At 68.6% G+C, this 22,131-nt stretch carries 13 protein-coding genes; 12 read left to right on the top strand and 1 reads right to left on the bottom strand.

Annotated elements, in window-relative coordinates; genetic code table 11:
* The first annotated feature begins 14 nt into the window (after nucleotides 1–14).
* From HLH28_RS07890 to HLH28_RS07865, 6 genes are all read left to right on the top strand, one after another.
* A complete protein-coding gene (locus HLH28_RS07890) occupies nucleotides 15–2,396 on the top strand; it encodes a xanthine dehydrogenase family protein molybdopterin-binding subunit (protein WP_182957170.1) in 2,382 nt (793 codons plus the stop codon).
* Complete coding sequence (locus tag HLH28_RS07885; protein WP_182957167.1) at nucleotides 2,393–3,196, top strand: FAD binding domain-containing protein; 804 nt, start codon at nucleotides 2,393–2,395, stop codon at nucleotides 3,194–3,196. Before HLH28_RS07890 ends, HLH28_RS07885 begins: the two co-directional genes overlap by 4 nt.
* Nucleotides 3,193–4,350 carry a 2Fe-2S iron-sulfur cluster-binding protein gene (locus HLH28_RS07880; RefSeq protein WP_182957165.1) on the top strand — a complete coding sequence of 386 codons (1,158 nt, stop codon included), beginning with the start codon at nucleotides 3,193–3,195 and terminating at the stop codon, nucleotides 4,348–4,350. Before HLH28_RS07885 ends, HLH28_RS07880 begins: the two co-directional genes overlap by 4 nt.
* A complete protein-coding gene (locus HLH28_RS07875) occupies nucleotides 4,340–4,840 on the top strand; it encodes a MarR family winged helix-turn-helix transcriptional regulator (RefSeq protein WP_182957162.1) in 501 nt (166 codons plus the stop codon). The genes HLH28_RS07880 and HLH28_RS07875 overlap by 11 nt, the downstream gene beginning before the upstream one ends.
* Nucleotides 4,841–5,002: 162 nt before the next feature.
* On the top strand, nucleotides 5,003–6,406 hold the full coding sequence (locus HLH28_RS07870) for an amino acid permease (protein WP_182957159.1): 1,404 nt from the start codon (nucleotides 5,003–5,005) through the stop codon (nucleotides 6,404–6,406).
* Nucleotides 6,403–7,713: an LLM class flavin-dependent oxidoreductase gene (locus HLH28_RS07865; RefSeq protein WP_182957156.1), complete on the top strand. Its 1,311-nt coding sequence runs from the start codon at nucleotides 6,403–6,405 to the stop codon at nucleotides 7,711–7,713. The genes HLH28_RS07870 and HLH28_RS07865 overlap by 4 nt, the downstream gene beginning before the upstream one ends.
* A 62-nt stretch (nucleotides 7,714–7,775) precedes the next feature.
* Here the strand turns inward: HLH28_RS07865 and HLH28_RS07860 are convergent, their stop codons facing one another.
* Nucleotides 7,776–9,047 (bottom strand): MFS transporter, encoded by a 1,272-nt coding sequence (locus HLH28_RS07860; RefSeq protein WP_182957154.1) that lies wholly within the window; start codon nucleotides 9,045–9,047, stop codon nucleotides 7,776–7,778.
* A 342-nt stretch (nucleotides 9,048–9,389) separates the two neighbouring features.
* Here HLH28_RS07860 and glgA point away from each other — a divergent pair, with 342 nt between their 5' ends.
* The 6 genes from glgA (at nucleotide 9,390) to treY (ending at nucleotide 22,050) form a co-directional block, all read left to right on the top strand.
* Nucleotides 9,390–11,045 (top strand): glycogen synthase GlgA, encoded by a 1,656-nt coding sequence (gene glgA / locus HLH28_RS07855; protein WP_182957151.1) that lies wholly within the window; start codon nucleotides 9,390–9,392, stop codon nucleotides 11,043–11,045.
* Between the two features lie 72 nt (nucleotides 11,046–11,117).
* On the top strand, nucleotides 11,118–13,337 hold the full coding sequence (gene glgB / locus HLH28_RS07850; RefSeq protein WP_182957148.1) for a 1,4-alpha-glucan branching protein GlgB: 2,220 nt from the start codon (nucleotides 11,118–11,120) through the stop codon (nucleotides 13,335–13,337).
* On the top strand, nucleotides 13,334–15,442 hold the full coding sequence (gene glgX / locus HLH28_RS07845; protein ID WP_182957143.1) for a glycogen debranching protein GlgX: 2,109 nt from the start codon (nucleotides 13,334–13,336) through the stop codon (nucleotides 15,440–15,442). Before glgB ends, glgX begins: the two co-directional genes overlap by 4 nt.
* A gap of 11 nt (nucleotides 15,443–15,453) precedes the next feature.
* Nucleotides 15,454–17,229 carry a malto-oligosyltrehalose trehalohydrolase gene (gene treZ, locus HLH28_RS07840; protein WP_182957140.1) on the top strand — a complete coding sequence of 592 codons (1,776 nt, stop codon included), beginning with the start codon at nucleotides 15,454–15,456 and terminating at the stop codon, nucleotides 17,227–17,229.
* On the top strand, nucleotides 17,222–19,291 hold the full coding sequence (gene malQ, locus HLH28_RS07835) for a 4-alpha-glucanotransferase (protein WP_182957136.1): 2,070 nt from the start codon (nucleotides 17,222–17,224) through the stop codon (nucleotides 19,289–19,291). The genes treZ and malQ overlap by 8 nt, the downstream gene beginning before the upstream one ends.
* Nucleotides 19,288–22,050 carry a malto-oligosyltrehalose synthase gene (gene treY / locus HLH28_RS07830; protein WP_182957133.1) on the top strand — a complete coding sequence of 921 codons (2,763 nt, stop codon included), beginning with the start codon at nucleotides 19,288–19,290 and terminating at the stop codon, nucleotides 22,048–22,050. The genes malQ and treY overlap by 4 nt, the downstream gene beginning before the upstream one ends.
* The last annotated feature ends 81 nt before the right edge of the window (nucleotides 22,051–22,131 follow it).

The following is a 22,131-nucleotide window of genomic DNA, read 5'->3' as shown; positions in this document are numbered from 1 at the left end:
AGGGACGGAGGGCGATGGCGGGCGACGGCATCCGGGCGGGGGATACGGCACCGGGGAACACGGGGCAGGGGGTCGGCCATTCGGTGCCGCGCAAGGAAGACGATCGTTACTTGCGGGGAACGGGGGAATATGTCGGCGATATCCGGCTGGCCGGCATGCGCGAACTGGCGTTCGTGCGCAGCCCCTATGCCCATGCTCGCCTGGTCTCGATCCGCAAGCCCGCCGACGCCGCGCATCTGGTCTTCACCGCGGACGACCTGTGCGACGTGCTGCCCATTATCGCCAATTCAGGCCTGCCGGGTTTCAAAAGCTCGGCCCAGCCGGCGCTGGCGAGCGGGAAGGTCCGCCATGTCGGCGAGGCCGTGGCCGTCTGCGTCGCCGACACGCGCGCCGAGGCCGAGGACCTGGCCGCCGCCGTCATCGTCGAATATGACGAACTGCCGGCGCTGTCTGACATGCTGGACGCCGCGCGGCCGGACGCGCCCCTGGTGCACGACCATTGGGGCGACAACCTGTTCCTGCAGACGCGGGTCGAGGCCGACCTGGCGGAGATCGCGCGGACCGCGCCGGTGGTGGTGCGCCGCACGCTGCGTACCGCGCGGCAATGCATGTCGCCGATGGAAGGGCGCGGCGTCATCGCCCGGTGGGAAGCGCGGCTGGAACAGCTGGTGCTGACGACCTCGACGCAGATGCCGCATATCGTGCGTACCGGCCTGGCCGGCTGCCTTGGCCTGCCCGAGGAACAGGTGCGCATCATTGCCCCCGATGTCGGTGGCGGATTCGGCTACAAGGGCATCCTGTTGCCCGAGGAGGTCTGCGCGGGTTTCCTGGCGCGGCATCTGGGCCATCCGGTGCGCTGGATCGAGGACCGGCGCGAACAGCTGGCCGGAAACGCCAATTGCCGCGAGCATCATTACGACCTGACCGCCTATGCCGACGCCGACGGACGGCTGATCGCGCTGGACGCCGATGCGTCGGTCGATGCGGGCGCCTATTCGATCTATCCGTTCTCGGCCTGTCTGGAGGCCGCCCAGGTCGCCAGCATCCTGCCCGGCCCCTACCGGATGGACGCCTATCGCTGCGTCACGCGGTCGGTCGCGACGAACAAGGCGGGGATCGTGCCCTATCGCGGCGTGGCGCGCGCCGGCGTCTGCTATGCGATGGAAACCATGATGGACGCCATCGCGGCCGAAACCGGCCTCGCGCCGCATCTGGTGCGGCTGCGCAACCTGGTACCGGCGGACGCGATGCCGTTCGACAACATCACCAACAAGCATTTCGACAGCGGCGATTATCCCGAGGCCCTGCGGCGGGTGGTCGCGGCGATCGATGTCGAGGGTGTCCGGCGCCGGCAGGCGGTGCAGGACGGACCGGTGCGGCTGGGGATCGGATTCGCGATCTTCTGCGAACAGGGGGCCCATGGCACGTCGGTCTATCATGGCTGGGGCATCCCGATGGTGCCGGGATTCGAACAGGCGGTCGCCCGGCTGACGCCCGATGGCGGCCTGGAATTGCGCGTGGGCATCCAGTCGCACGGGCAGGGGCTGGAAACCACCCTGGCGCAGGTCGGGCATGAAATCCTGGGCATTTCCATAGAACGGATCCGCGTGGTGCATGGCGACACCGCCCTGACCCCGTACTCGACGGGGACATGGGGGTCGCGCTGCATGGTGATGGCGGGTGGAGCGGTGGCGACCGCCTGCCGCGAACTGGGCGAACGCATCCTGGCGATCGGCGCGCATCTGCTGCAGGTCGCGCCCGACGCGGCGCGGATCGAACGCGGGCAGGTGGTGTGCGGCGCCCGCACCGTTTCGATCAGCGAGGTCGCGCGCACCTGGTACCTGCGGCCGCAGGAACTGCCGGCGGATGTCTGTTCCGGCGGCCTGGAAATCACCGGCGGGTACAAGACGCTGCGCGATACGGGCACGTTCAGCTATGCCGCGCACGCGGTCGTGGTGTCGGTGGATACCGAACTGGGGGATGTTGCCATTCTTGATTACGCGATCTGCGAGGATGGCGGCGTGCTGGTCAATCCGATGATCGTCGACGGGCAGGTGCATGGCGGCGTCGCCCAGGGCATCGGTACCGCGTTGTACGAGGAAATGCCCTTCGATTCCGCGGGGCAGCCGCTGGCGACGACGCTGGCCGACTACATGCTGCCTGGCGCGACCGAGGTTCCGGCGCTGCGGGTCGACCACATGGTGACCCCGTCGCCATACAGCGCATTCGGACAGAAGGGCATCGGCGAGGGCGGGGCCATCGGGCCCCCGGCGGCCATCGCCAACGCCGTCAACGACGCGCTGCGCCCGCTGGGCGTGTCGGTCGACCGACTGCCGATCACGCCGCACCGCATCGTGCAGGCGCTGATGGATCGTTGCGACAGGGGGGTGTCATGAAGCCCGTCGCCTTCGACCATGACTGCCCCGTCACGCTGGAAGAGGCCGCCCGCCTGATCGCCCGTCCCGGCGCACGGCCGATCGCGGGGGGGCAGTCGCTGGGCCCGATGCTGAATTTCCGCGTGGCGCGCCCCGATCACCTGGTCGCGCTGGCGGCGCTGGCGGGCCTGACCGGGGTGGAGGATACCGCCCAGGTCATCACGCTGGGCGCCGCGACCTGCCATGCCGCGATCGAGGATGGACGCGTGCCCGACCTGCCGGGGGGCGTGCTGTCGCGCATTGCAGGCGGCATCGCCTATCGCGCCGTGCGCAATCGCGGCACGATCGGCGGCAGCCTGTGCCACGCCGATCCGGGGGCGGACTGGCTCATTACCCTGACGGCGCTGGACGCGTCGGTCCTGACCTGGACCCCGTCCGGCGGCCGGATGATCCCACTGGCGGGTTTCGTCACCGGGGCGTTCCGCACGGTGCTGGCGGCGGGCGAGATCGTCCAGGCGGTGCATATTCCGCGTCCCGGGCCGGGCTTCGGCTGGGGGTATGTGAAGGCCTGCCGCAAGCCGGGGGAATTCGCCCATGCGATGGCCGCCCTGCTGGTCGATCCGGCGCGGGGCGTGCGGCGGCTGGTGATCGGGGCGACCGGCGGCGCGCCCGTCCTGCTGCAGGGCGTGCGCGCCGATCCCGCCTGTGTCGGGGATGCGCTGGCGGGATCGGGCCTGGGGCGGGTCGAACGGCGCATGCAGGCGGTTGTCGCCGCCCGGGCCCTGGCGCAGGCCACGAACGGAAGGGTAATGCCAGCATGACGCGCGTCACGCTGACCATCAACGAACGGACGCGCGGGGCCGACATCGCGCCCCGCACCAGCCTGGCCGACCTGCTGCGCGACACCCACCTGCTGACCGGGACCCATCTGGGGTGCGAGCATGGCGTGTGCGGCGCGTGCACCATTCTGCTGGACGGCGCGCCGGTGCGGTCCTGCATCACCGGCGCCGTGGCCTGCGCCGGGCGGTCGGTCCGCACCATCGAGGGACTGGCCGAGGATGCGGTCGTCGCCGAACTGCGCGCCGCCTTCACCGCGGAGCATGCGCTGCAATGCGGCTATTGCACGCCGGGGATGCTGGTCACCGCCCGCGACATCGTCCTGCGCCTGCCCGGCGCGGACGAGGCGCGGGTCCGGCTGGAACTGGCGGGGAATTTATGCCGGTGCACGGGCTATGGCGGCATCGTGCGCGCGATCCTGCGGGTGCTGGACGCCCGGCGGGGCGAGGCGGCCCCCGTCCGTCCAGCCCCCCTGCCGGCCGCCCGCTTCGCGCCGCGCCTGCGCGACACGGGTGCCGGTACAGGGGTGATGGACCCGGCAACCGGAGCCCCAGTCGCGGCCCCGGATGCCGGGCCGGACGGCGCGCCGGACCGGATGCGGCAGGTCCTGATGCTGGACGTGCCCGCCGACCAGGTGTGGGCGGCGGTCCGCGATCCGGTCCTGGTCGTGGAATGCGTGCCGGGCGCCCGCCTGCTGTCACGGCAGGACGACCGGCTGGTGGGTGAAATGCGGGTCAGCCTGGGGCCGATCCAGGCCGCTTTCGGCGGCGAGGCGACGGTGGAATATCGCACCGATGCGATGTCGGGGCGCCTGGTCTGCCGGGGGCAGGACCAGGCCAGCGGCACGCGCCTGTCGGGGGAGGCGGAATTCCACGTGATTCCCGACGGCGCGGAGCGTTGCCGGCTGGAGATGGACATGCGCTATGCCCTGCGCGGACCTCTGGCGCAGTTCGGACGCGGGCCGGTCGTGCAGGTCTTCGCCACGGAAATCGCACGAACGGTCGGCGCCAGCCTGCAGGCCCGCCTGCGGGGCGAGGCCGCGCCGGCGCCCCCCGCGCGGCTGGGCGCAGGGCGGCTGATGGTGCGGATCGTTTGGCGTGCCCTGAAACGCTTGGTATCGTTCCGGCATGACGGATGAACCCACCTGCGCCTGCGCCCCCTTCGACGGCATCATGGCCGGCAACCTGGCCGAACGGCCGGGATTCCTGATCCGCCGCCTGCACCAGATCCATGTCGCCCTGTTCGCCGAGGAATGCGCGGCGTTCAACGTGACGCCGGTCCAGTACAGCATCATGAGCGTCGTGCTGGCCCAGCCCGGTCGGGACCAGAACGAACTGACGCAGGAGGTCGGGGTAGACCGCGCGACCCTGGCGAACGTCGTGGCGCGGCTGGAGAAGCGGGCCCTGATCCGGCGCGAACGGACGCCGAGCGACCGCCGTCTGAAGCGGGTCTATCTGACGGAGGCGGGCGCGGCGCTGCTCGACCAGATGGCCGAACCCGCCCGACGGGCCCATCTGCGCACCGTCGAGGCCCTGGCGGGGCGCGAACGCACGGCGTTCCTGCGGTCGCTGACACGCCTGGTCGTTGCGGGCAATGCCTATGGCCGCGCCCCCCTGCGCATGAGTTGACGCGCACGGCCCGTTTGGGCTTGCGCGGCCACCGTCAGTCTGCTGACATTGTTGCGGATCCGAAGCGTAATTCGGCGTCCGGCCAGGTCATCGTCCCGGAACAGGCGTGACGACCGACGACCACAACGGGCAGTGGGCGGACAGCGGCGGGGAACGCATCGCATGACGGGAACTCCGATGGCAGCGGCGGCGCCCATCCGGCGGCGGCATGTGGCGATGATCGCCCTGGGCGGCATGCTGGGGGCCGGCTTCTTCGTCGGCAGCGGGTCGGTCGTCGCCGCGGCGGGGCCGGCGTCGCTGCTGAGCGTCCTGGCGACGGCGCTGCTGCTGATGGCGGTCATGGACATGCTGGGTGACATGGTCATCGCGGATCCGTGCGACGGCTCCTTCGTCGCGCATGTCCGTCATGGGCTGGGGGCCTGGGGGGGATTCGTCGCAGGCTGGCTGTACCTCTTCTTCTGGGTCGTGGTCATCGGCAGCGAGGCGATCGCAGGCGCGATCATGCTGCATGACGTCCTGCCGCTGCCGGTCGGGCTGCTGGCGCCCCTGCTGGTGCTGGCCCTGGCGATGCTGAACGGCATGTCGGTGCGGATCTTCGCCGAACTGGAATTCGTCCTGTGCGCGGTGAAGATCGCCAGCATCGTCCTCTTCGTGATCCTGGCGGTGCTGTACTGCTTGAGGGCCCACCCGTCGCCCCCGGGCATCGCGGCCAATTTCGGGTCGTGGGCGCGCTTCGCGCCGCATGGCTACGGCGTCGTGGCGGGCGCGCTGCCGACGGTGATGTTCACCATGATGGGGGCCGAAATGGTGCTGGTCGCGGCGGCGGAATCCGGCGACGGCAAGTTTTTCGCCCGTCGCCTGACCCGCAGCGTCGGATTGCGCATGGGGGGATTCTACCTGCTGTCCGCCGTGCCGATCCTGGCCATCCTGCCCTGGCGGGAGATGGCCGCCGGCCGGTCCCCGTTCCTGCAGGCGATGGTGGTGATCGGCGTGCCGGGCGCCACCACGATCATGACCGCGATCGTGTTCGTGGCGATCCTGTCCTGCCTGAATTCGGCCCTGTACGTCACGTCCCGGCTGCTGGCCGAACTGGCCGATCATGGCGATGCGCCGGCGATCCTGTCGCGTCGCGTCCGCCGCACCATTCCGGTCCGGGCGATCGCGGCCTGCGCCGCCGCGGGGTGCGCTGTGGCCGCCCTGTCGCTGATCTCGCCGGACCGGGTCTTCGCCTTCCTGCTCAGTGCCAGCGGATCCGTCATCCTGTTTGTCTATGTCATGGTCGTGATGGCGCACTGGACGATGTGGAAGACGGGGAATCGCGTCCTGGCCGCGGCCGGGGGGATGGGGGTCCGTTGCGCGCCTTTCAGTCATGCGGTCGTGATCGTGGCATTGCTGGGCGCGCTGGCCGCCATGCTGGGGGACGATCTGCAGCGCCCCACCCTGTTCGCCAGCCTCGGTACGCTGGCCGCCTGCCTGGGATGCTACGGCATCCGCCGGTACCGGCAGGCCCGCCGTCCGGGGCATCCTCCCTCCCCATTTCCAACCGCGCAGGGCGATCGTTCATGACCCGACAGATGCACCTCGTCGCTTTCCTGATGGCCGGTCCCACGTCGCATCATCACGGCATGTGGCGTCATCCGGAATCCGAGAATGCGTTCCTCGACCCCGCAGCCTACGAACATGTCGCCCGGGTGCTGGAACGCGGATGTTTCGACGGCCTGTTCTTTGCCGACGTGCTGGGGATTCCGGACAATTTCCAGGGCGGCTACGACACGATGGTGCGGCGGGGCGGGCAATTGACACTGCTTGACCCGATTCCGCTGTTGGCGATCATGGCGCGGGCGACCCGCCATATCGGGCTGGGGGCGACGATTTCGACGACGTTCCACAACCCGTACCAGATTGCCCGGACGCTGGCGACCATGGACATCATCAGCCAGGGGCGGGCGGCGTGGAACGTGGTCACGTCGGCCTCGACGCTCGAGGCCCGCAATTTCGGTGCCGACGCCCTGCCGGCGCGCAATGCGCGCTACGACCGCGCGGACGAGGTGCTGGAGGCCTGCATGGCGCTGTGGCGGTCGTGGGATGACGACGCCATCGTCCTGGACAAGGAACAGGGCGTGTTCGCCGACCCGTCCCGCCTGCATCGCACCGATTACCAGGGAAAATGGGTCCGCACCGCCGGGCCGCTGACGGCCCCGCGCGGGCCGCAGGGCCATCCGGTCATCATGCAGGCCGGGTCGTCGGATCGCGGGCGGGCCTTTGCCGCCCGCTGGTCGGAAATGATCTTCACCCTCCAGCACGCGCTGGAGGACATGCAGGCCTTCTATACCGACATCAAGACCCGTATGGCGGCCCTGGGTCGCGCGCCCGGGGAATGCGCCATCCTGACCTCGGTCGATCCGATCATCGGCGAGACGGAATCGATCGCCCGGGAAAAGCAGGAGTATGTGAACAGCCTGATCGATACTGACCTCGCCCTGGCCCTGGTCTCGTCACAGACGGGAATCGACCTGTCGCGCTATCCCGCCGACCGTCCGATCGAGGATATCGCGCTCGAGGAAGGATCGCGTGGCTCGTTCGACATCATCGTCCGGGTCACCCGCTCGGAAGGGTTGACGCTGGGCGAGGTCGCGCGGCGCTTCGCCACCAGCGAACTCTGTCCCCAGATCGTGGGGACGCCCGAAAGCGTCGCCGACCAGTTGCAGTTCTATTTTGAAAACCATGGCTGCGACGGGTTCATCGTGACGCCGACCGCCTTCCCCGGCACGTTCGAGACCTTCGCGCGCAGCGTGGTGCCGATCCTGCAGAAACGCGGGATCTTCCGCCGCAATTATACCGGGCGGACCCTGCGGGAAAACCTGCGCGGCTGATCACTCCGGCGGCACGTGAAGGCAGGAAAACACAAGAAGAATACACAAAAGAACCCGACGGGTCAGGCGGGATCGCCGGATGGAACGGAGGCCGGCAGCGTCGTGGGATGTGCTTGCGCGTTCAGCAGGGTCAGCATGATGATGCCGCACGCCGCGGCCCCGACCACCAGCATCAGAGCTGGCGCGAGGTTGCCGCCCATGTGCGACGCGATCCCGTTTTCGATCAGGCCGGTGCTGGCGGCCAGCAGGTTGCCAAGCTGGTATGCGACACCGGGAAAGGTCGCGCGGACGTCTGGCGGGGACAGTTCGTTCAGATAGGCCGGGACCACGCCCCATGCGCCCTGGATGCAGAACTGGATCAGCACCGCGCCGACGCCGATCCACAGCACCGACCCGGACAGCGCCCAAAGCGGCAGCAGCGGCAGCGCCAGGACGGCCGCCAGCGCCATGGCGCGCGGCCGACCGGTCCGTTCGGACAGCATGCCGAAGCACAGGCCCCCCGCGATGGCCGCCAGGTTGTACAGCACCACGATGAGCGTGATCGTCGGATGCGCGATGTTCTTCTGCAGGGCCAGGAAGATCTTGGGGTACAGATCCTGCGACCCGTGGCTGAGGAAATTGAACGCCGTCATCAGGCACACGGCATAGAGGACCAGCGGCCCATGACGCCGCAGCAGCGACAGGACCATGCCCCCGCCCGGGCCGCCGACGACGTGCGTCGCATGCCGTCGCGCCAGCCAGACCGGGCTTTCCTTCACGAAGAAGGCGATATAGGCGACCGAAACCACCGATGTCGCGCCCAGCACGAACAGGCCGCGCCAGCCCAGCGCGGGCAGCAGCAGGAACAGCAGCGACGCCAGCAGGTATCCGGCCGGATAGCCGGCCTGCAGCAGTCCTGAGGCCATGCCCCGCCAGTGGGCCGGAACGGTTTCCATGGTCAGGGATGTCCCGACCCCCCATTCACCGCCCAGCGCCACCCCGAACAGTAGCCGCAGGGCCAGGAACAGGCCCAGCGTCGGCGCAGCGGCGGACAGCAGTTCGATGGACGAGTAGGTCAAGATCGTCGCCATCAGCACGGGCCGGCGTCCGTACCGATCCGCCGCCCGCCCGAACAGGTACGCGCCCAGCGGACGGCTGACCAGGGTCAGGGTGGGGGCCAGCAGGATCGTCTCCAGCGTCGTGGCGAAGCTGCGCGCGACATTGTCCAGCGTGAACAGGACGATGAAGAAATCGCAGGCATCGAGCATCCAGCCGAGGAAACAGGCCGCGATGACGTGACGCGCGTCGGCGGCGGTGCGCGTGGGGGCCTCCGGGGCCAGGGACAGGACATTCATCGGCTGATGGGCTTCCTCGGTTTCCTCGATTTTCCCTTCGTTTCTAGCCGGAACCCGCTGGCCGGATAGCCGGGTGGCGGATCACGACATGGGCAGATGGCTGACAATCGGGTGAACCCGGCGATGTTATGTCGAAATCGGAATGTTCACGGAATCCCGCTCCCAGGACGTGGGCTCCGTCATCCGGTCGTGATTTCGAATTGTTGATGGAACTGCCGTTGGTTTTTACGGAATATCACTTTCCTGTGATCGATGTGCCGTCGGCCATTCCGGCTCGTTAGGGCGATAGATTGATGGCGGCTTCGCGCCGTCGTCCTCCCCCACACCAGGAAGGCGAGAAAGATGGATCGACACCACCAGGTTCCGTCCAGTTCGGTCCAGGTGCTGTCCGTCGCGTCCGAGATGTTTCCCTTCGTCAAGACCGGGGGGCTCGGCGACGTCGTCGGTTCGTTGCCCGTGGCCTTGCGGGCCGAGGGCGTGGCGGTCACGACCCTTCTGCCGGGATATCCCGCCGTGCTCGATGCGCTGGAAGGACCGGTCCGGGTGGCGGAGATGACGCCGTTGCCGGGGGTCGAAATCGCCCTGCTGGAAGGCACCGCCGCGGGCCATCACCTTCTGGTGGTGGACAGTCCGGCCTTGTTCCGGCGCAAGGGCAATCCCTATCTCGGCCCCGATGGCGCGGACTGGCCGGATAACGGCGTCCGCTTCGCAACCTTGTCGCGCGTGGCGGCGACGATCGCGCAGGGCGGGGTTCCCGCCTACCGGCCCGACCTGGTGCTGGCCCATGACTGGCAGGCCGGCCTGGCCGCCGCCTACCTGCATTATGACGGCCATCCGGCGGCGCCGGTCGTCCATACCATCCACAATATCGCGTTCCAGGGACGTTTCCCCGCGCAGGATCTGGAACGGTTCGGCCTGCCGCCCCACGCCTTCGCCATGGACGGCGTGGAATATCACGGCGATATCGGGTTTCTGAAGGCGGGGCTGCATTTCGCCACCTGGATCACGACGGTGTCGCCGACCTATGCCCGGGAAATCCAGAAGCCGGAATGGGGGATGGGGCTGGATGGCCTGCTGCGCAGCCGGTCCGACCGTCTGGTCGGCATCCTCAACGGAATCGACACGGACGATTGGAACCCGGCGACCGATCCGGCCGTCCTGTTCCCCTATCATGTGGGCGACTTCCGGGCTCGCCGGCCCAACAAGCGCGCCTTCCAGGCCGAATTCGGCCTGCGCCAGGATCCGGACGTCTTCCTGCTGGGCCTGGTCAGCCGCCTGACCGGGCAGAAGGGGGTCGACATCCTGGCCGACGTCGTGCCGCGCATCCTGGACGACCGGACGCAACTGGTCGTCGTCGGCAGCGGGGAGGCGGCGATGGAGCAGGCGTTCGTCCGCCTGTCGCGCCGGTTTTCCGATCGCCTGGCCTGCCATATCGGGTACAGCGAACAGCTGGGCCACCGCCTGCAGGCGGCGGCCGACAGCCTGCTGATCCCGTCGCGGTTCGAACCGTGCGGCCTGACGCAGCTGTGCGCCAGCCGGTACGGGTGCGTGCCCATCGCGTCGCGCGTGGGCGGCCTGGCCGACACGATCATCGACGCCAACGCGGCGGCGATGGCATGCGACGCGGCGACGGGGTTCCTGTTCTTCCCCACCGATCCCGACACGCTGGTCGCCGCGATCCAGCGCGGCGGCGCGATGTTCCGCGACCCGGACCGCTGGTCCCACCTGCAACGCAATGGGGCACGCTACGACGTGTCCTGGGGCCACAAGGCGCGGGAGTACGCGCAATTGTTCCGCCGGGTGCTGGGACGCAACGATGCCGTTTCCCCGGGTGTCGAGAAGGACGTTCTCCTCTCGCGGCGCGGGGGGCACGGGCGGCGCCCATGGCTGCCGGGCCCCGGCGTCGACCTGCCTTCGCCACGGACCGGACGCCTGGTCCGGCACGCCGCGCGGCGGTCGCGCGTGCGGGGACACGATCCGCATGCCCGGCCGCATTGACCCCGCCGCCGCCCCACGACCATCCCTGCCGACCGACGCCGCCCCGCCGCCCGCCAGCCGGAATCCCGCCTCATGAATGCTGCCCGGAATGACAGTGCCTCCATCCTGCCCCCTGGGACCGAAGACCTGCTTCGAGGCGTCTGCGCCGATCCGTTTTCGGTGCTGGGACGCCATGCGAACGGGCGGAACGACATCGTGCGCGCCTTCTGCCCCGACGCCCGTGCCGTCAAGCTGGTGGTGCTGCGGCCGCGTTCCGCCCCGATCGAACGCGCGATGCGCCGTGTCGACGACCGGGGCCTGTATGTCGGCACCGTTCCGGCGGGGGCGTCCTACCGCCTGAAGATCGGCTGGGCCGACGGATGGGAGGAAACCGAGGATTCCTATTCCTTCGGCCTGCTGCTGGGTGAGCTGGACCTGCATCTGTTCACCGAGGGACGGCATCGCGACCTCGATCGCGTCATGGGCGCCCAGGTGATGGAAATCGGGGGCGTGACGGGCGTGCGCTTCGCCCTGTGGGCGCCGAACGCCTTCCGCGTGTCCGTCATCGGCGATTTCAACGTATGGGACGGGCGCCGCCATCCGATGCGCCTGCGGCATGCGGCCGGGATCTGGGAATTGTTCATCCCCCGGATAGGCCCGGGCGAGCGCTACAAGTACGAGATCCTGGACCAGGACCGCCGCCTGCTGCCGCCCAAGGCCGACCCCATGGCGCTGGCGACGGAACGGCCACCGGCGACCGCCTCCATCGTTGTCGATCCGCGGCCTTTCCCCTGGGAAGACGAAGACTGGATGAACGGGCGAGCCGCCAGGCAGGCGGACTCGGCCCCCCTGTCGATCTATGAAGTGCACGCGGCCTCGTGGCGGCGGCCGGCCGGCGACCCGGCCGGCATCATGCGCTGGGACGAACTGGAACGGACGCTGATCCCTTATGTCGTGGACATGGGCTTCAGCCATATCGAACTGATGCCGATCATGGAGCATCCGTTCGGCGGGTCGTGGGGGTACCAGACGCTGGGGCTGTACGCGCCCTCCGCCCGCTATGGAACGCCCGAGCAGTTCGCATCCTTCGTGAATGCCTGCCATCGGGCGGGGCTGGGTGTCATTCTCGATTGGGTGCCGGCGCATTTCCCCGCCGATACGCACGGCCTGGCCCGGTTCGACGGGTCATGCCTGTATGAACATGAAGACCGCCGAGAAGGGTTCCATCCCGACTGGCACACGCTGATCTACAATTTCGGCCGACACGAAGTCCGGGGCTTCCTGATCGGCAGCGCCCTGATGTGGCTGCAGCGCTATCATGTCGACGGCCTGCGGGTCGATGCGGTGGCGTCGATGCTCTACCGCGACTACAGCCGCGCGGAAGGGGAGTGGATCTCGAACATCCATGGCGGACGAGAGAACCTGGAGGCCATCCAGTTCCTGCGCGACCTGAACATGACGGTCGCCCATTATTGCCCGTCCGCCATGGTGATCGCCGAGGAATCCACCGCCTGGCCGGGGGTCAGCCAGCCGGTCGCGGATGGCGGCCTGGGCTTCGCCTATAAATGGAACATGGGGTGGATGCACGATACCTTGCAATATATCTCGCGCGATCCGGTCTGGCGGCGGTACCATCATTCCGAAATCATGTTTGGTCTCTACTACGCTTTTTCCGAACGTTTCATCCTGCCGTTGTCCCATGACGAGGTCGTGCACGGCAAGGGGTCGCTGATATCGCGCATGCCCGGCGACGAATGGCGAAGGCATGCGGGGATGCGGGCCTATTTCGCCTTCATGTGGGCGCATCCGGGCAAGAAACTGCTGTTCATGGGCGGCGAGGTGGCGCAGGTCCATGAATGGCATGCCGACGGCGAAATCGACTGGGCCGGACTTGGCAATCCGATGGCGCGCGGGGTGCAGGCGCTGGTCCGCGACGTCAATCGTCTCTATCGCGATCTTCCCGCCCTGCATCGCGAGGACTGCCTGCCGCAGGGCTTCGCCTGGGTCATCGGCGACGACGACGACAATTCCGTCTTTGCCTGGCTGCGTCTGGCGCATGGCGCGGCGCCCGTGCTGGTGGTGTGCAACATGACCCCGGTGCCGCGTTCCGATTATCGTATCGGCGTTCCGGTGGCGGGATACTGGCGGGAAATGCTCAATACCGACGCGCAGGACTACCAGGGGTCGGGTGTCGGCAACGAAGGCGGCGTACATACGACGTTCGAGGGCGCCCATGGCTATGCCCAGTCCTGCGTCCTGACGCTTCCGCCACTGGGCGTGCTGTATCTCTCGCCCGCTGGAGGCCACGCATGATGCGCTTTCCCGCGCGCCTGGGGGCGGGGTCCAACATGCCCCTGGGCGCGACATGGGATGGTCTGGGCGTCAATTTCGCGGTATTTTCGGCCAATGCGCTGCGGATCGACCTGTGCATCTTCGATCCTTCCGGCCGGCGCGAAATCGCGCGTTTCGAACTGCCGGAACGCACCGACGAGGTCTGGCACGGCTACCTGCCCGATGCGCGGCCCGGGCTGCTGTACGGATTTCGCGCCTATGGCCCGTATGAGCCGCTGCGCGGCCATCGGTTCAATCCGCACAAGCTGCTGATCGATCCCTATGCCCGCGCCCTGCACGGGCAGCTCAGCTGGTCGGATTCGCTGTTCGGCTACCGGATCAACTCGCCGCGCGTCGATCTGTCGATCGACCGGCGAGACAGCGCGCCGGCGATGCCGAAATGCGTGGTCACCAACGACGCCTTCAACTGGGGCGACGACCGGCTGCCGCGCGTGCCGTGGGACCGGACGGTAATCATGGAGGCGCATCTGCGCGGCCTGACGATGCGGCGCGGCGACCTGATGCCGGTGGAACGCGGCACCTTCCGCGCCCTGGCTGATCCGCAGCTGATCGACCATTTGCTGCGGCTGGGTATCACGACATTGGAACTGATGCCCATCCATTCCTATGTCAAGGACCGGTTCCTGCTGGAACGGGGGCTGACGAATTATTGGGGCTACAACACGCTGGCTTTCTTCGCTCCCCATGCCGGCTATCTGGCCGAGGGCTCGCCCCACGAGGTCCGGACCGCGATCCGTCGCCTGCACGCGGCCGGGATCGAGGTAATCTTGGACGTCGTCTACAACCATACCTGCGAAGGAAGCGAACTGGGGCCGACCCTGTGCTATCGCGGCCTGGATAATGCCAGCTACTACCGGCTGGTCCCGGAGGCCGAGCGGCATCTGATCAACGATACCGGCTGCGGCAACACGTTGAACCTGTCCCATCCGCGTGTCCTGCAGATGGTGATGGATTCGCTGCGGCACTGGGCGGACGATTTCCATGTCGACGGGTTCCGCTTCGACCTGTGCTCCACGCTCGGGCGGGAGAGCTACGGTTTCGATCAGCTCTGCGGATTCTTCGACGTCCTGCGGCAGGATCCGGTTCTTTCGATGCTCAAGCTGATTGCCGAACCGTGGGATCCGGGGCCGGGTGGCTATCAGCTGGGGAACCATCCACCCGGATTCGCCGAATGGAACGACCGGTTCCGCGACACGGTGCGGCGATTCTGGCGCGGCGATCCGCTGCAGCGCGGGGACCTGGCGGCGCGGCTCAGCGGGTCGGGCGACATCTTCGACCGGCGCGGGCGGCGGCCATGGAGTTCGCTGAATTTCGTGACGTCCCACGACGGTTTCACGCTGATGGACATCGTCAGCTACGACAACCGTCACAATGACGCGAATGGCGAGAACGGACAGGACGGCCATTCCGAGAATTACAGCGCCAACTGGGGTGTCGAGGGCCCGACCGACGATCCGGCGATCATCGCCACACGCGACCGGCTGAGGCGCGCCATGACGGCGACCCTGTTCCTGTCGCAGGGCACGCCGATGATCCTGGCGGGCGACGAATTCGGCCAGACCCAGCATGGGAACAACAACGCCTATTGTCAGGATAATGCTACGACATGGCTCGACTGGTCGCTGGCGGAGAGTCCGGCCGGCCGGGCGATGTCCGCCTTCGTGGCGCGGCTGATCGCGGTGCGCGCCGCACACCCGTCGGTCCGCTGGCGCGGCTATCTGTATGGACATCGCGAGACCGTGCCTGGCCTGACCGACATCGCCTGGTACGGTGCCAACGGCAATCTGATGATGCCCGAGGATTGGAACGACGCAGGGGGACGCGTGCTGGGCCTGCTGCGGTCCTGTCCGGATGCTTGGAACGGGACGGACACCACCTATCTGATCCTGAATGCGGGGGCGGAGGATGCGCAGTGCAGCCTGCCGCCGGTGCCGGGGACATGGACGATGCTGCTGGATAGTGCCGACCCGGTGCGGGGCGAGGAATCACTGGGCGCGGTGACGCATTGGCGCGTCCCCGCACGCGGCGTCGTGCTGCTGGGCTTCGAGGCGCGGCGGCAGACATGAAGGGACCGGGCATGCGTACGACCCACGCCTTTACCTGCATGTCGGGCGCCACCCTGATCGGCCCTTCGCGCACGCGGTTCCGCCTGTGGGCGCCGTCCTGCGATACGGTGGGACTGGAAATCGAGGGCCTGCCGCCCATCGCGATGGACCGGCATGATGATGGCTGGTTCGGCGTGGTGGCGTCCTGCGGTGCCGGCGCGCGCTATCGCTATCGCGTGCGGCCCGACCTGACGGTTCCCGATCCGGCGTCGCGCGCGCAACCCGACGACGTCTTCGGCCCCAGCATGGTCGTCGATCCCAGGTCCTATGCCTGGTCGAACGGCGACTGGCGCGGCCGGGCGTGGGAAGATACGGTCATCTATGAAATCCATGTCGGCGCGGCCGGCGGGTTTCGCGGGGTACAGGATCGACTCGCCGACCTGGCGGCACTGGGGATCACGGCAATCGAACTGATGCCGCTGTCGGAATTTCCCGGAGGGCGCAACTGGGGCTATGACGGCGTCCTGCCTTATGCGCCGGAGTCCGCCTATGGCACGCCGGACGAACTGAAGGCGCTGATCGACCACGCCCACGGGCTGGGGATGATGGTCTTTCTCGATGTCGTCTACAATCATTTCGGGCCGGACGGAAATTTCCTGGCCGCCTACGCGGCGCCGTTCTTTCGCGACGACCGGTCGACCCCGTGGGGGGCGGCCATTGATTTCCGGCTGCCGCAGGTGCGGACCTATTTCACCGAAAACGCCTTGTACTGGCTGATGGAATACCGGTTCGACGGATTGCGCCTGGACGCCGTGCACGCGATCGTCGAACAGGACTGGCTGGTGGATCTGGCCACCCGCGTCCGGGCAGAGACCGAGCCCGGCCGTCATGTGCATCTGATCCTGGAAAACGAGAACAACGACGCCGCCCTGCTGGGCATGGGATTCGCGGCGCAGTGGAACGATGATGGACACAACGCCCTGCATGTCCTTCTGACCGGGGAGGATGAAGGGTACTACAGGAATTTTTCCAGGGACCCGGCGGCGGACCTGGCCCGCGTGCTGGGACAGGGGTTCGCGTTCCAGGGGCAGGTGTTCCCGACACTCGGCCGGCCGCGCGGCACGCCCTCGGCCGGCCTGCCGCCCAGCGCGTTCATCCTGTTCCTGCAGAATCACGACCAGATCGGCAACCGCGCCATGGGCGAACGGCTGACCGCCCTGGCCGATCCGCAGGCGCTGGCAGCGGCCTATGCGCTGCTGCTGCTGTCGCCGCAGATCCCGCTGATGTTCATGGGCGAGGAATGGGGATCGCACCGCCCGTTCCTGTTCTTCACCAGCCATGTGCCCGAACTGGGCCGGATCGTCCGCGACGGCCGGCGCCGCGAATTCGCGGCCTTCGCCCATTTCAGCGACCCTGCGCGCCGCGAGACGATCCCCGATCCGAATGATCCCGCGACCTTCGCGGCCTCGGTCCTGGATGCAGCCGAAGCCGGGACCGCGAAGGGCCAGAACTGGCGGGCGCTGACCGAAACGCTGCTGGCGTTGCGGTTCCGCCATATCGTGCCGCGCCTGCGGGGGACGCGTAGCCTGGACTCCGTGCCGATCGGGGCCGCCGCCGTGGCGGCGCGATGGACGATGGGGGATGGGGCGGTCCTGGCAATCACGCTCAATCTTGGCGGCGCGACGGTCGATGTGCCGCCCGGGTTCGACGGTCCGCTCCTGTTCGGGTCCCCGCATCCGTATCCCCTGGGGTCGGCCCTGCCGCCGCGCAGCATCGCCGTACGCCTGACCGAGGCCGACCATGACTGACCAATCGCTGCACGCGCGGGCGCGGCAGGCCGGCCTGGCGACGTCCTGGCGTGGCACGGACGGAAAAATGCATCGGGTCGGCGCGGACAGCCTCCGCAGCCTCCTGCGCGTGCTGGAGGGCGGGCGTGAGGTCCCCCCGGCCGGTGCCATCCTGCCGACGCTTATGGTCGGGCAGGCGGGCGTCCCGACGCGGCTGCCCGCATGTCCAATCGCCGTGACGGCGGATGGCATGGTGCCGTTCCGGCTGGTGTCCGAGGAAGGCGAAATCCTGTCCGGCCGTGCCGCGCTGTCCGATGACGGCCGGGTCGTGGTGCCCGCCATCGGGCGGATCGGCTATTACACGCTGGAAATCGGGAACGGGCAGACGACCCTGGCGGTGGCGCCCCCGTCCTGCCGGACGGTGCGCGAGCGCGCCGGCAACGGCAAGGGGCGGACATGGGGGATCGCGGCGCAGATCTATGGCCTGCGCGCACCGGGCGATGGCGGCATCGGCCATTTCGGCGCGCTGGCCGACCTGGCGCGGCAGGCGGCGGATGCCGGGGCCGATGCGCTGGCGATCAGCCCGGTCCATGCCATGTTCGCCGCCCGTCCCGACCAGTACAGCCCCTATTCGCCGTCCAGCCGCCTGTTCCTCAACAGCCTGCTGGCGGATGCGGGCTGCTGGTTCCAGCCCCACGACATCGCGCAGTCGATGCGCCGGCACGGCATTCCCGAGGCCGCGCTGAAGCAGCTGGAAGATGCGGCGCTGATCGACTGGCCGCGCGCGGCGTCCCTGCGCCTGCAGATCCTGCGCGGACTGTATGACGATCATGTCCGCGCCCTGCCGCCCGCCGAGATGACGGCGTTCATCCAGGCGCAGGGCCAGCCGCTGTACCAGCATGCGGTGTTCGAGGCCCTGCATGCCCAACAGTTGCGCCGCGGTCCCCGGGGCGGGAACTGGCGCATCTGGCCGACGGCCCTGCGCAGTCCCGATAATCCCGAGGTGGCGCGCTTTGCCGGGGAACGCCGGCACGAGGTCGGGTTTCACCTGTTCCTGCAATGGCTGGCGGCGCGCAGCCTGGGGCAGGCGGGCCGCACCGCGCAGGAGGCCGGGATGAAGATCGGCCTGATCGCCGACCTGGCGGTAGGCACCGATCCTGCCGGCAGCCAGTGCTGGATGCGGCAGGACGAATTCCTGATCGGCGCGTCGGTGGGCGCGCCGCCAGACCCTCTGGGCCCCATCGGGCAGAACTGGGGCCTGACGACGTTTTCGCCCGGCGGCATGTGCGCGCATGGCTATCGCGCCTTCATCGAGACGCTGCGGGCCACGCTTGCCCGCCAGGGCGGCGTGCGCATCGACCATGTGATGGGCCTGGAACGGCTATGGATCATTCCCGAAGGCGGCGCGCCCACCGACGGTGCCTACCTGTCCTTCCCGCGCCAGGACCTGATGCGCCTGGTGGCCCTGGAATCCTGCCGGCACGACGCGATCGTGATCGGCGAGGATCTGGGCACCGTGTCGCCCGATTATCGCCGCCATGCCGAACGGCGTGCGATCATGGGCATGAACGTGCTGTGGTTCCAGCGCGACCCGGCGGGCGGCTTCCTGCCGGCGGCGGGGTGGGACCGGAATGCGGCGGCCATGACCAGCACCCACGACCTGCCGACGGTTTCGGGCTGGTGGCTGGGCACGGATATCGGCTGGCGCAGGACGTTGCGCCAGCTTCCCCGCAGCACGCGGGTCGAGGACCTGCTGGCGGCGCGTGATCGCGACCGCGCGGCCCTGTGGGGCGTGCTCCATACCGGGACGGAACCGGGCCCCATGCCCCCGATCACCGAGGAGGGCGCCCGCATCGTGGCTGATGCCGCCGCGCGTTTCATCGGGACGACGCCGTCGCCGCTGGCAATCCTGCCGCTGGAAGACGTACTGGGCCTGATCGAACAGCCCAATCTGCCCGGCACCGTCACGGGCCATCCGAACTGGCAGCGGCGCTATCCCGGCGGGCAGGACCTCGCGCTGCTGTCGCGCCCGGAAGCCACCCGCAGGCTGCGCCTGCTGCGTGACGGCCGGGTCATCGCATGACCGGCCTGCGCGCGACCGTCCGCCTGCAATTTCACGGCGGCTTCACGCTGGATGATGCCGCGGCGCGGGTGGATTATTTCGCCGATCTCGGCATCAGCCATATCTATGCCTCGCCGCTGCTGGCAGCCCGGCCGGGATCGACGCATGGCTACGACACGATCGATTATGGCCGGGTCAATCCCGAACTAGGCGGCGAGGCCGCGCTGGCGCGGCTGGTCGCGCGGCTGCGCGGCCGGGACATGGGCCTGATCCTGGATATCGTGCCGAACCACATGGCGGTCGGGGGCAGTGGAAATCGCTGGTGGGATCACGTATTGTCCTGGGGACGGTCCAGCCGGTACGCGCATTTCTTCGACATCGACTGGACGCCGCCGGATACATGGCTGCACGGGCGGGTGCTGCTGCCGTTCCTGGGCAGCCCGTATGGCGAGGCCCTGCGCAACGGCGACATCGTGCTGCGCCATGACGGGCAGGACGGGGTCTTCTTCTGCCAGCATTACGAACATCGTTTTCCGATCTGTCCCCGGGATTATCGCGATCTGTTCGACGGGATCGATCTTCCGGCGCCCGTGGCCGACATCCTTGCGCATCTGTGCGCCGCCCCGCCCGCGTCGGCGGATGGCCTGTTGTGCGATTTCGGGCAGTGGGGCGGGACGCCGGAGGGGGCGCGGATCATCGGCCAGGCGATTGCCCGGCACGATCCCGCCACGCCAGGCGGGGGGGAACGGCTGCATCGCCTGCTGGAACGGCAGCATTACCGGCTGGCCTGGTGGCGCACCGCCGGCGATATCATCAACTGGCGGCGGTTCTTCGACATCACCGGATTGGCGGGCCTGTGCGTCGAGCATCCCGATGTGTTCGACGCCGTCCACGATACGGTCTTCTCGCTGTATGCGCGCGGGCTGATCGACGGCGTCCGGGTCGATCATGTCGACGGGCTGACCCGCCCGGCCGATTACTGCCTGCGCCTGCGCCGCCGCCTGTCGGAGCTGGCCCCCCTGCGGCCGTCCGACGCGCCGCCCGGCGCCTCGATCCATGTCGAGAAGATTCTGGGGCCGGACGAGGCCTTGCCCGGATCCTGGGACACCGACGGGTCGACCGGATATGATTTCCTGGAACAGGTCGATGCCGTCCTGCACGATCCGCGTGGCGAGGCGGCGCTGACGGACCTCTGGGTCTGGGCGGCGGCGGGCGCCGTGTCCTTCGGGATCGAAGAGCGCGCCGCGCGCGAGATGGTCCTGTCCGGGGTGCTGGGTGCGGAATACGGGCGGCTGGTGCACCTGCTGGCCGAACTGGCGCGCCGGGACGAGCGGACGCGCGATTTCACCGATGCCGCGATCGCGCGCGTCCTGCGGCGGATCCTGGTCCATTTTCCCGTCTACCGGACCTATGCCGGCGATATGTCGCTGGCGCCCGGGGCGGCCGACCGCCGGATCCTGCGCCGGGCCTGCCGGGCCGCACGGGCGGACCTTCCGCCTTCGCACGGGCCGATCCTGGATTGGATCGAAAAGAGGTTCGGTCCCTCCGGCGTGGCGATGGGGGCCGGTCCCGCCATCGCCTGCTTCGAGCATCTCAGCGCGCCGCTCGCCGCCAAGGCGGTCGAGGACACGGCTTTCTATCGCTATGGCCGATTGCTGTCGCGCAACGACGTGGGCACCCATCCCGCGCTGTTCGCCGGAACAATCGATGCGTTCCATGCCGCGAACCTCGCCCGGCTGCGTGATTTTCCGCGGGCGATGCTGGCGACCGCGACGCACGATCACAAGCGGGGCGAGGATTCGCGCGCCCGGCTGGCCGTTCTGTCCGAAGCGGGCGTGGACTGGGGCCGCCAGGTGGGGGAATGGACCGACCTGAATACCGGGCTGCGCGGCCGCGTCCGTTCCGGTTCCGCGCCGGACCGGGCGGACGAACTGATCCTCTATCAGGTGCTGGCCGCGACATGGCCGATGACAGATGCCGCCCCCCACGCCAAGGCCTGCGACATGTTCCGCGACCGCATACAGGCCTGGCAGACCAAGGCCCTGCGCGAGGCGAAGCGGCATACCAGCTGGACCGACCCCGATCCGGCGTATGAGGAGGGATGCCGCCAGTTCGTCGACGCCCTGCTGCATCCGGACCCATCGAACGATTTCCTGGCGTCCCTTGACGCCCTTGTCGGCCGCATCGCCCCCGCCGGGGCGTTGAACGGGCTGGCCCAGACGCTGCTGCGCCTGACCTGCCCCGGGGTGCCCGATCTGTATCAGGGATGCGAATACTGGGATTTCAGCCTCGTCGATCCGGACAATCGCCGGCCGGTCGATTTCGCGGCCCGGACGGACAGCCTGACGACCGACGACGACGTCGCCGCCCTTGCCCGGCACTGGCGGGACGGATGCGTCAAGCAGCGGCTGATCCAGGCGGTACTGCATCTGCGCAGGGAACAGCCCGGGCTGTTCGCAGATGGAGCCTATGCCCCGGTCCGCGTGCTGGGTCCCGGGCGGCGCCATCTCATCGTCTTCACCCGGACGCTGGGCGATCTGTGCCTGCTGGTCGTTGCGCCGCGCCTGCCGTTCGGTCTCGCGCCCGATCCGGCGGACCTGTCCTGCCCCGCCCTGTCGTCGTCGGGCACGGTGCTGGAATGGCGGGACGACCTGCCGGGGTCATGGACCTCCGTTCTCCGTCCCGGGCGGACCTGCGACGCCGACGCCCTGCGGCGCCTGGCGATGCTGGAGGGCAGCCTGCCGCTGGACGTCCTGGTCGGGCGGGTGCGGCAGGGCTGAGCGGGCCGGATTGACAGGGTCAGGACGGTGTGGCTATCGAATGGTATATACAAGTACATTCAAGGTTTTGCCATGACCGTC

This window comes from Gluconacetobacter tumulisoli (genome assembly GCF_014174155.1).
GTDB classification, from domain to species: Bacteria; Pseudomonadota; Alphaproteobacteria; order Acetobacterales; family Acetobacteraceae; genus Gluconacetobacter; species Gluconacetobacter tumulisoli.
Note: the sequence above shows the minus strand (reverse complement) of the source record. Positions and strands in the feature narration are given on the sequence as shown.

Excerpts from the sequence above, each read along its gene's own strand:
- HLH28_RS07880 (WP_182957165.1), top strand. The coding sequence starts at position 3,193 with ATGACGCGCGTCACGCTGACCATCAACGAACGGACGCGCGGGGCCGAC.
- malQ (WP_182957136.1), top strand. The coding sequence starts at position 17,222 with ATGACTGACCAATCGCTGCACGCGCGGGCGCGGCAGGCCGGCCTGGCG.
- HLH28_RS07860 (WP_182957154.1), bottom strand. The coding sequence starts at position 9,047 with ATGAATGTCCTGTCCCTGGCCCCGGAGGCCCCCACGCGCACCGCCGCC.
- HLH28_RS07875 (WP_182957162.1), top strand. The coding sequence starts at position 4,340 with ATGACGGATGAACCCACCTGCGCCTGCGCCCCCTTCGACGGCATCATG.
- treZ (WP_182957140.1), top strand. The coding sequence starts at position 15,454 with ATGCGTACGACCCACGCCTTTACCTGCATGTCGGGCGCCACCCTGATC.
- glgA (WP_182957151.1), top strand. The coding sequence starts at position 9,390 with ATGGATCGACACCACCAGGTTCCGTCCAGTTCGGTCCAGGTGCTGTCC.
- glgB (WP_182957148.1), top strand. The coding sequence starts at position 11,118 with ATGAATGCTGCCCGGAATGACAGTGCCTCCATCCTGCCCCCTGGGACC.
- glgX (WP_182957143.1), top strand. The coding sequence starts at position 13,334 with ATGATGCGCTTTCCCGCGCGCCTGGGGGCGGGGTCCAACATGCCCCTG.
- HLH28_RS07870 (WP_182957159.1), top strand. The coding sequence starts at position 5,003 with ATGACGGGAACTCCGATGGCAGCGGCGGCGCCCATCCGGCGGCGGCAT.
- HLH28_RS07885 (WP_182957167.1), top strand. The coding sequence starts at position 2,393 with ATGAAGCCCGTCGCCTTCGACCATGACTGCCCCGTCACGCTGGAAGAG.
- HLH28_RS07890 (WP_182957170.1), top strand. The coding sequence starts at position 15 with ATGGCGGGCGACGGCATCCGGGCGGGGGATACGGCACCGGGGAACACG.
- HLH28_RS07865 (WP_182957156.1), top strand. The coding sequence starts at position 6,403 with ATGACCCGACAGATGCACCTCGTCGCTTTCCTGATGGCCGGTCCCACG.
- treY (WP_182957133.1), top strand. The coding sequence starts at position 19,288 with ATGACCGGCCTGCGCGCGACCGTCCGCCTGCAATTTCACGGCGGCTTC.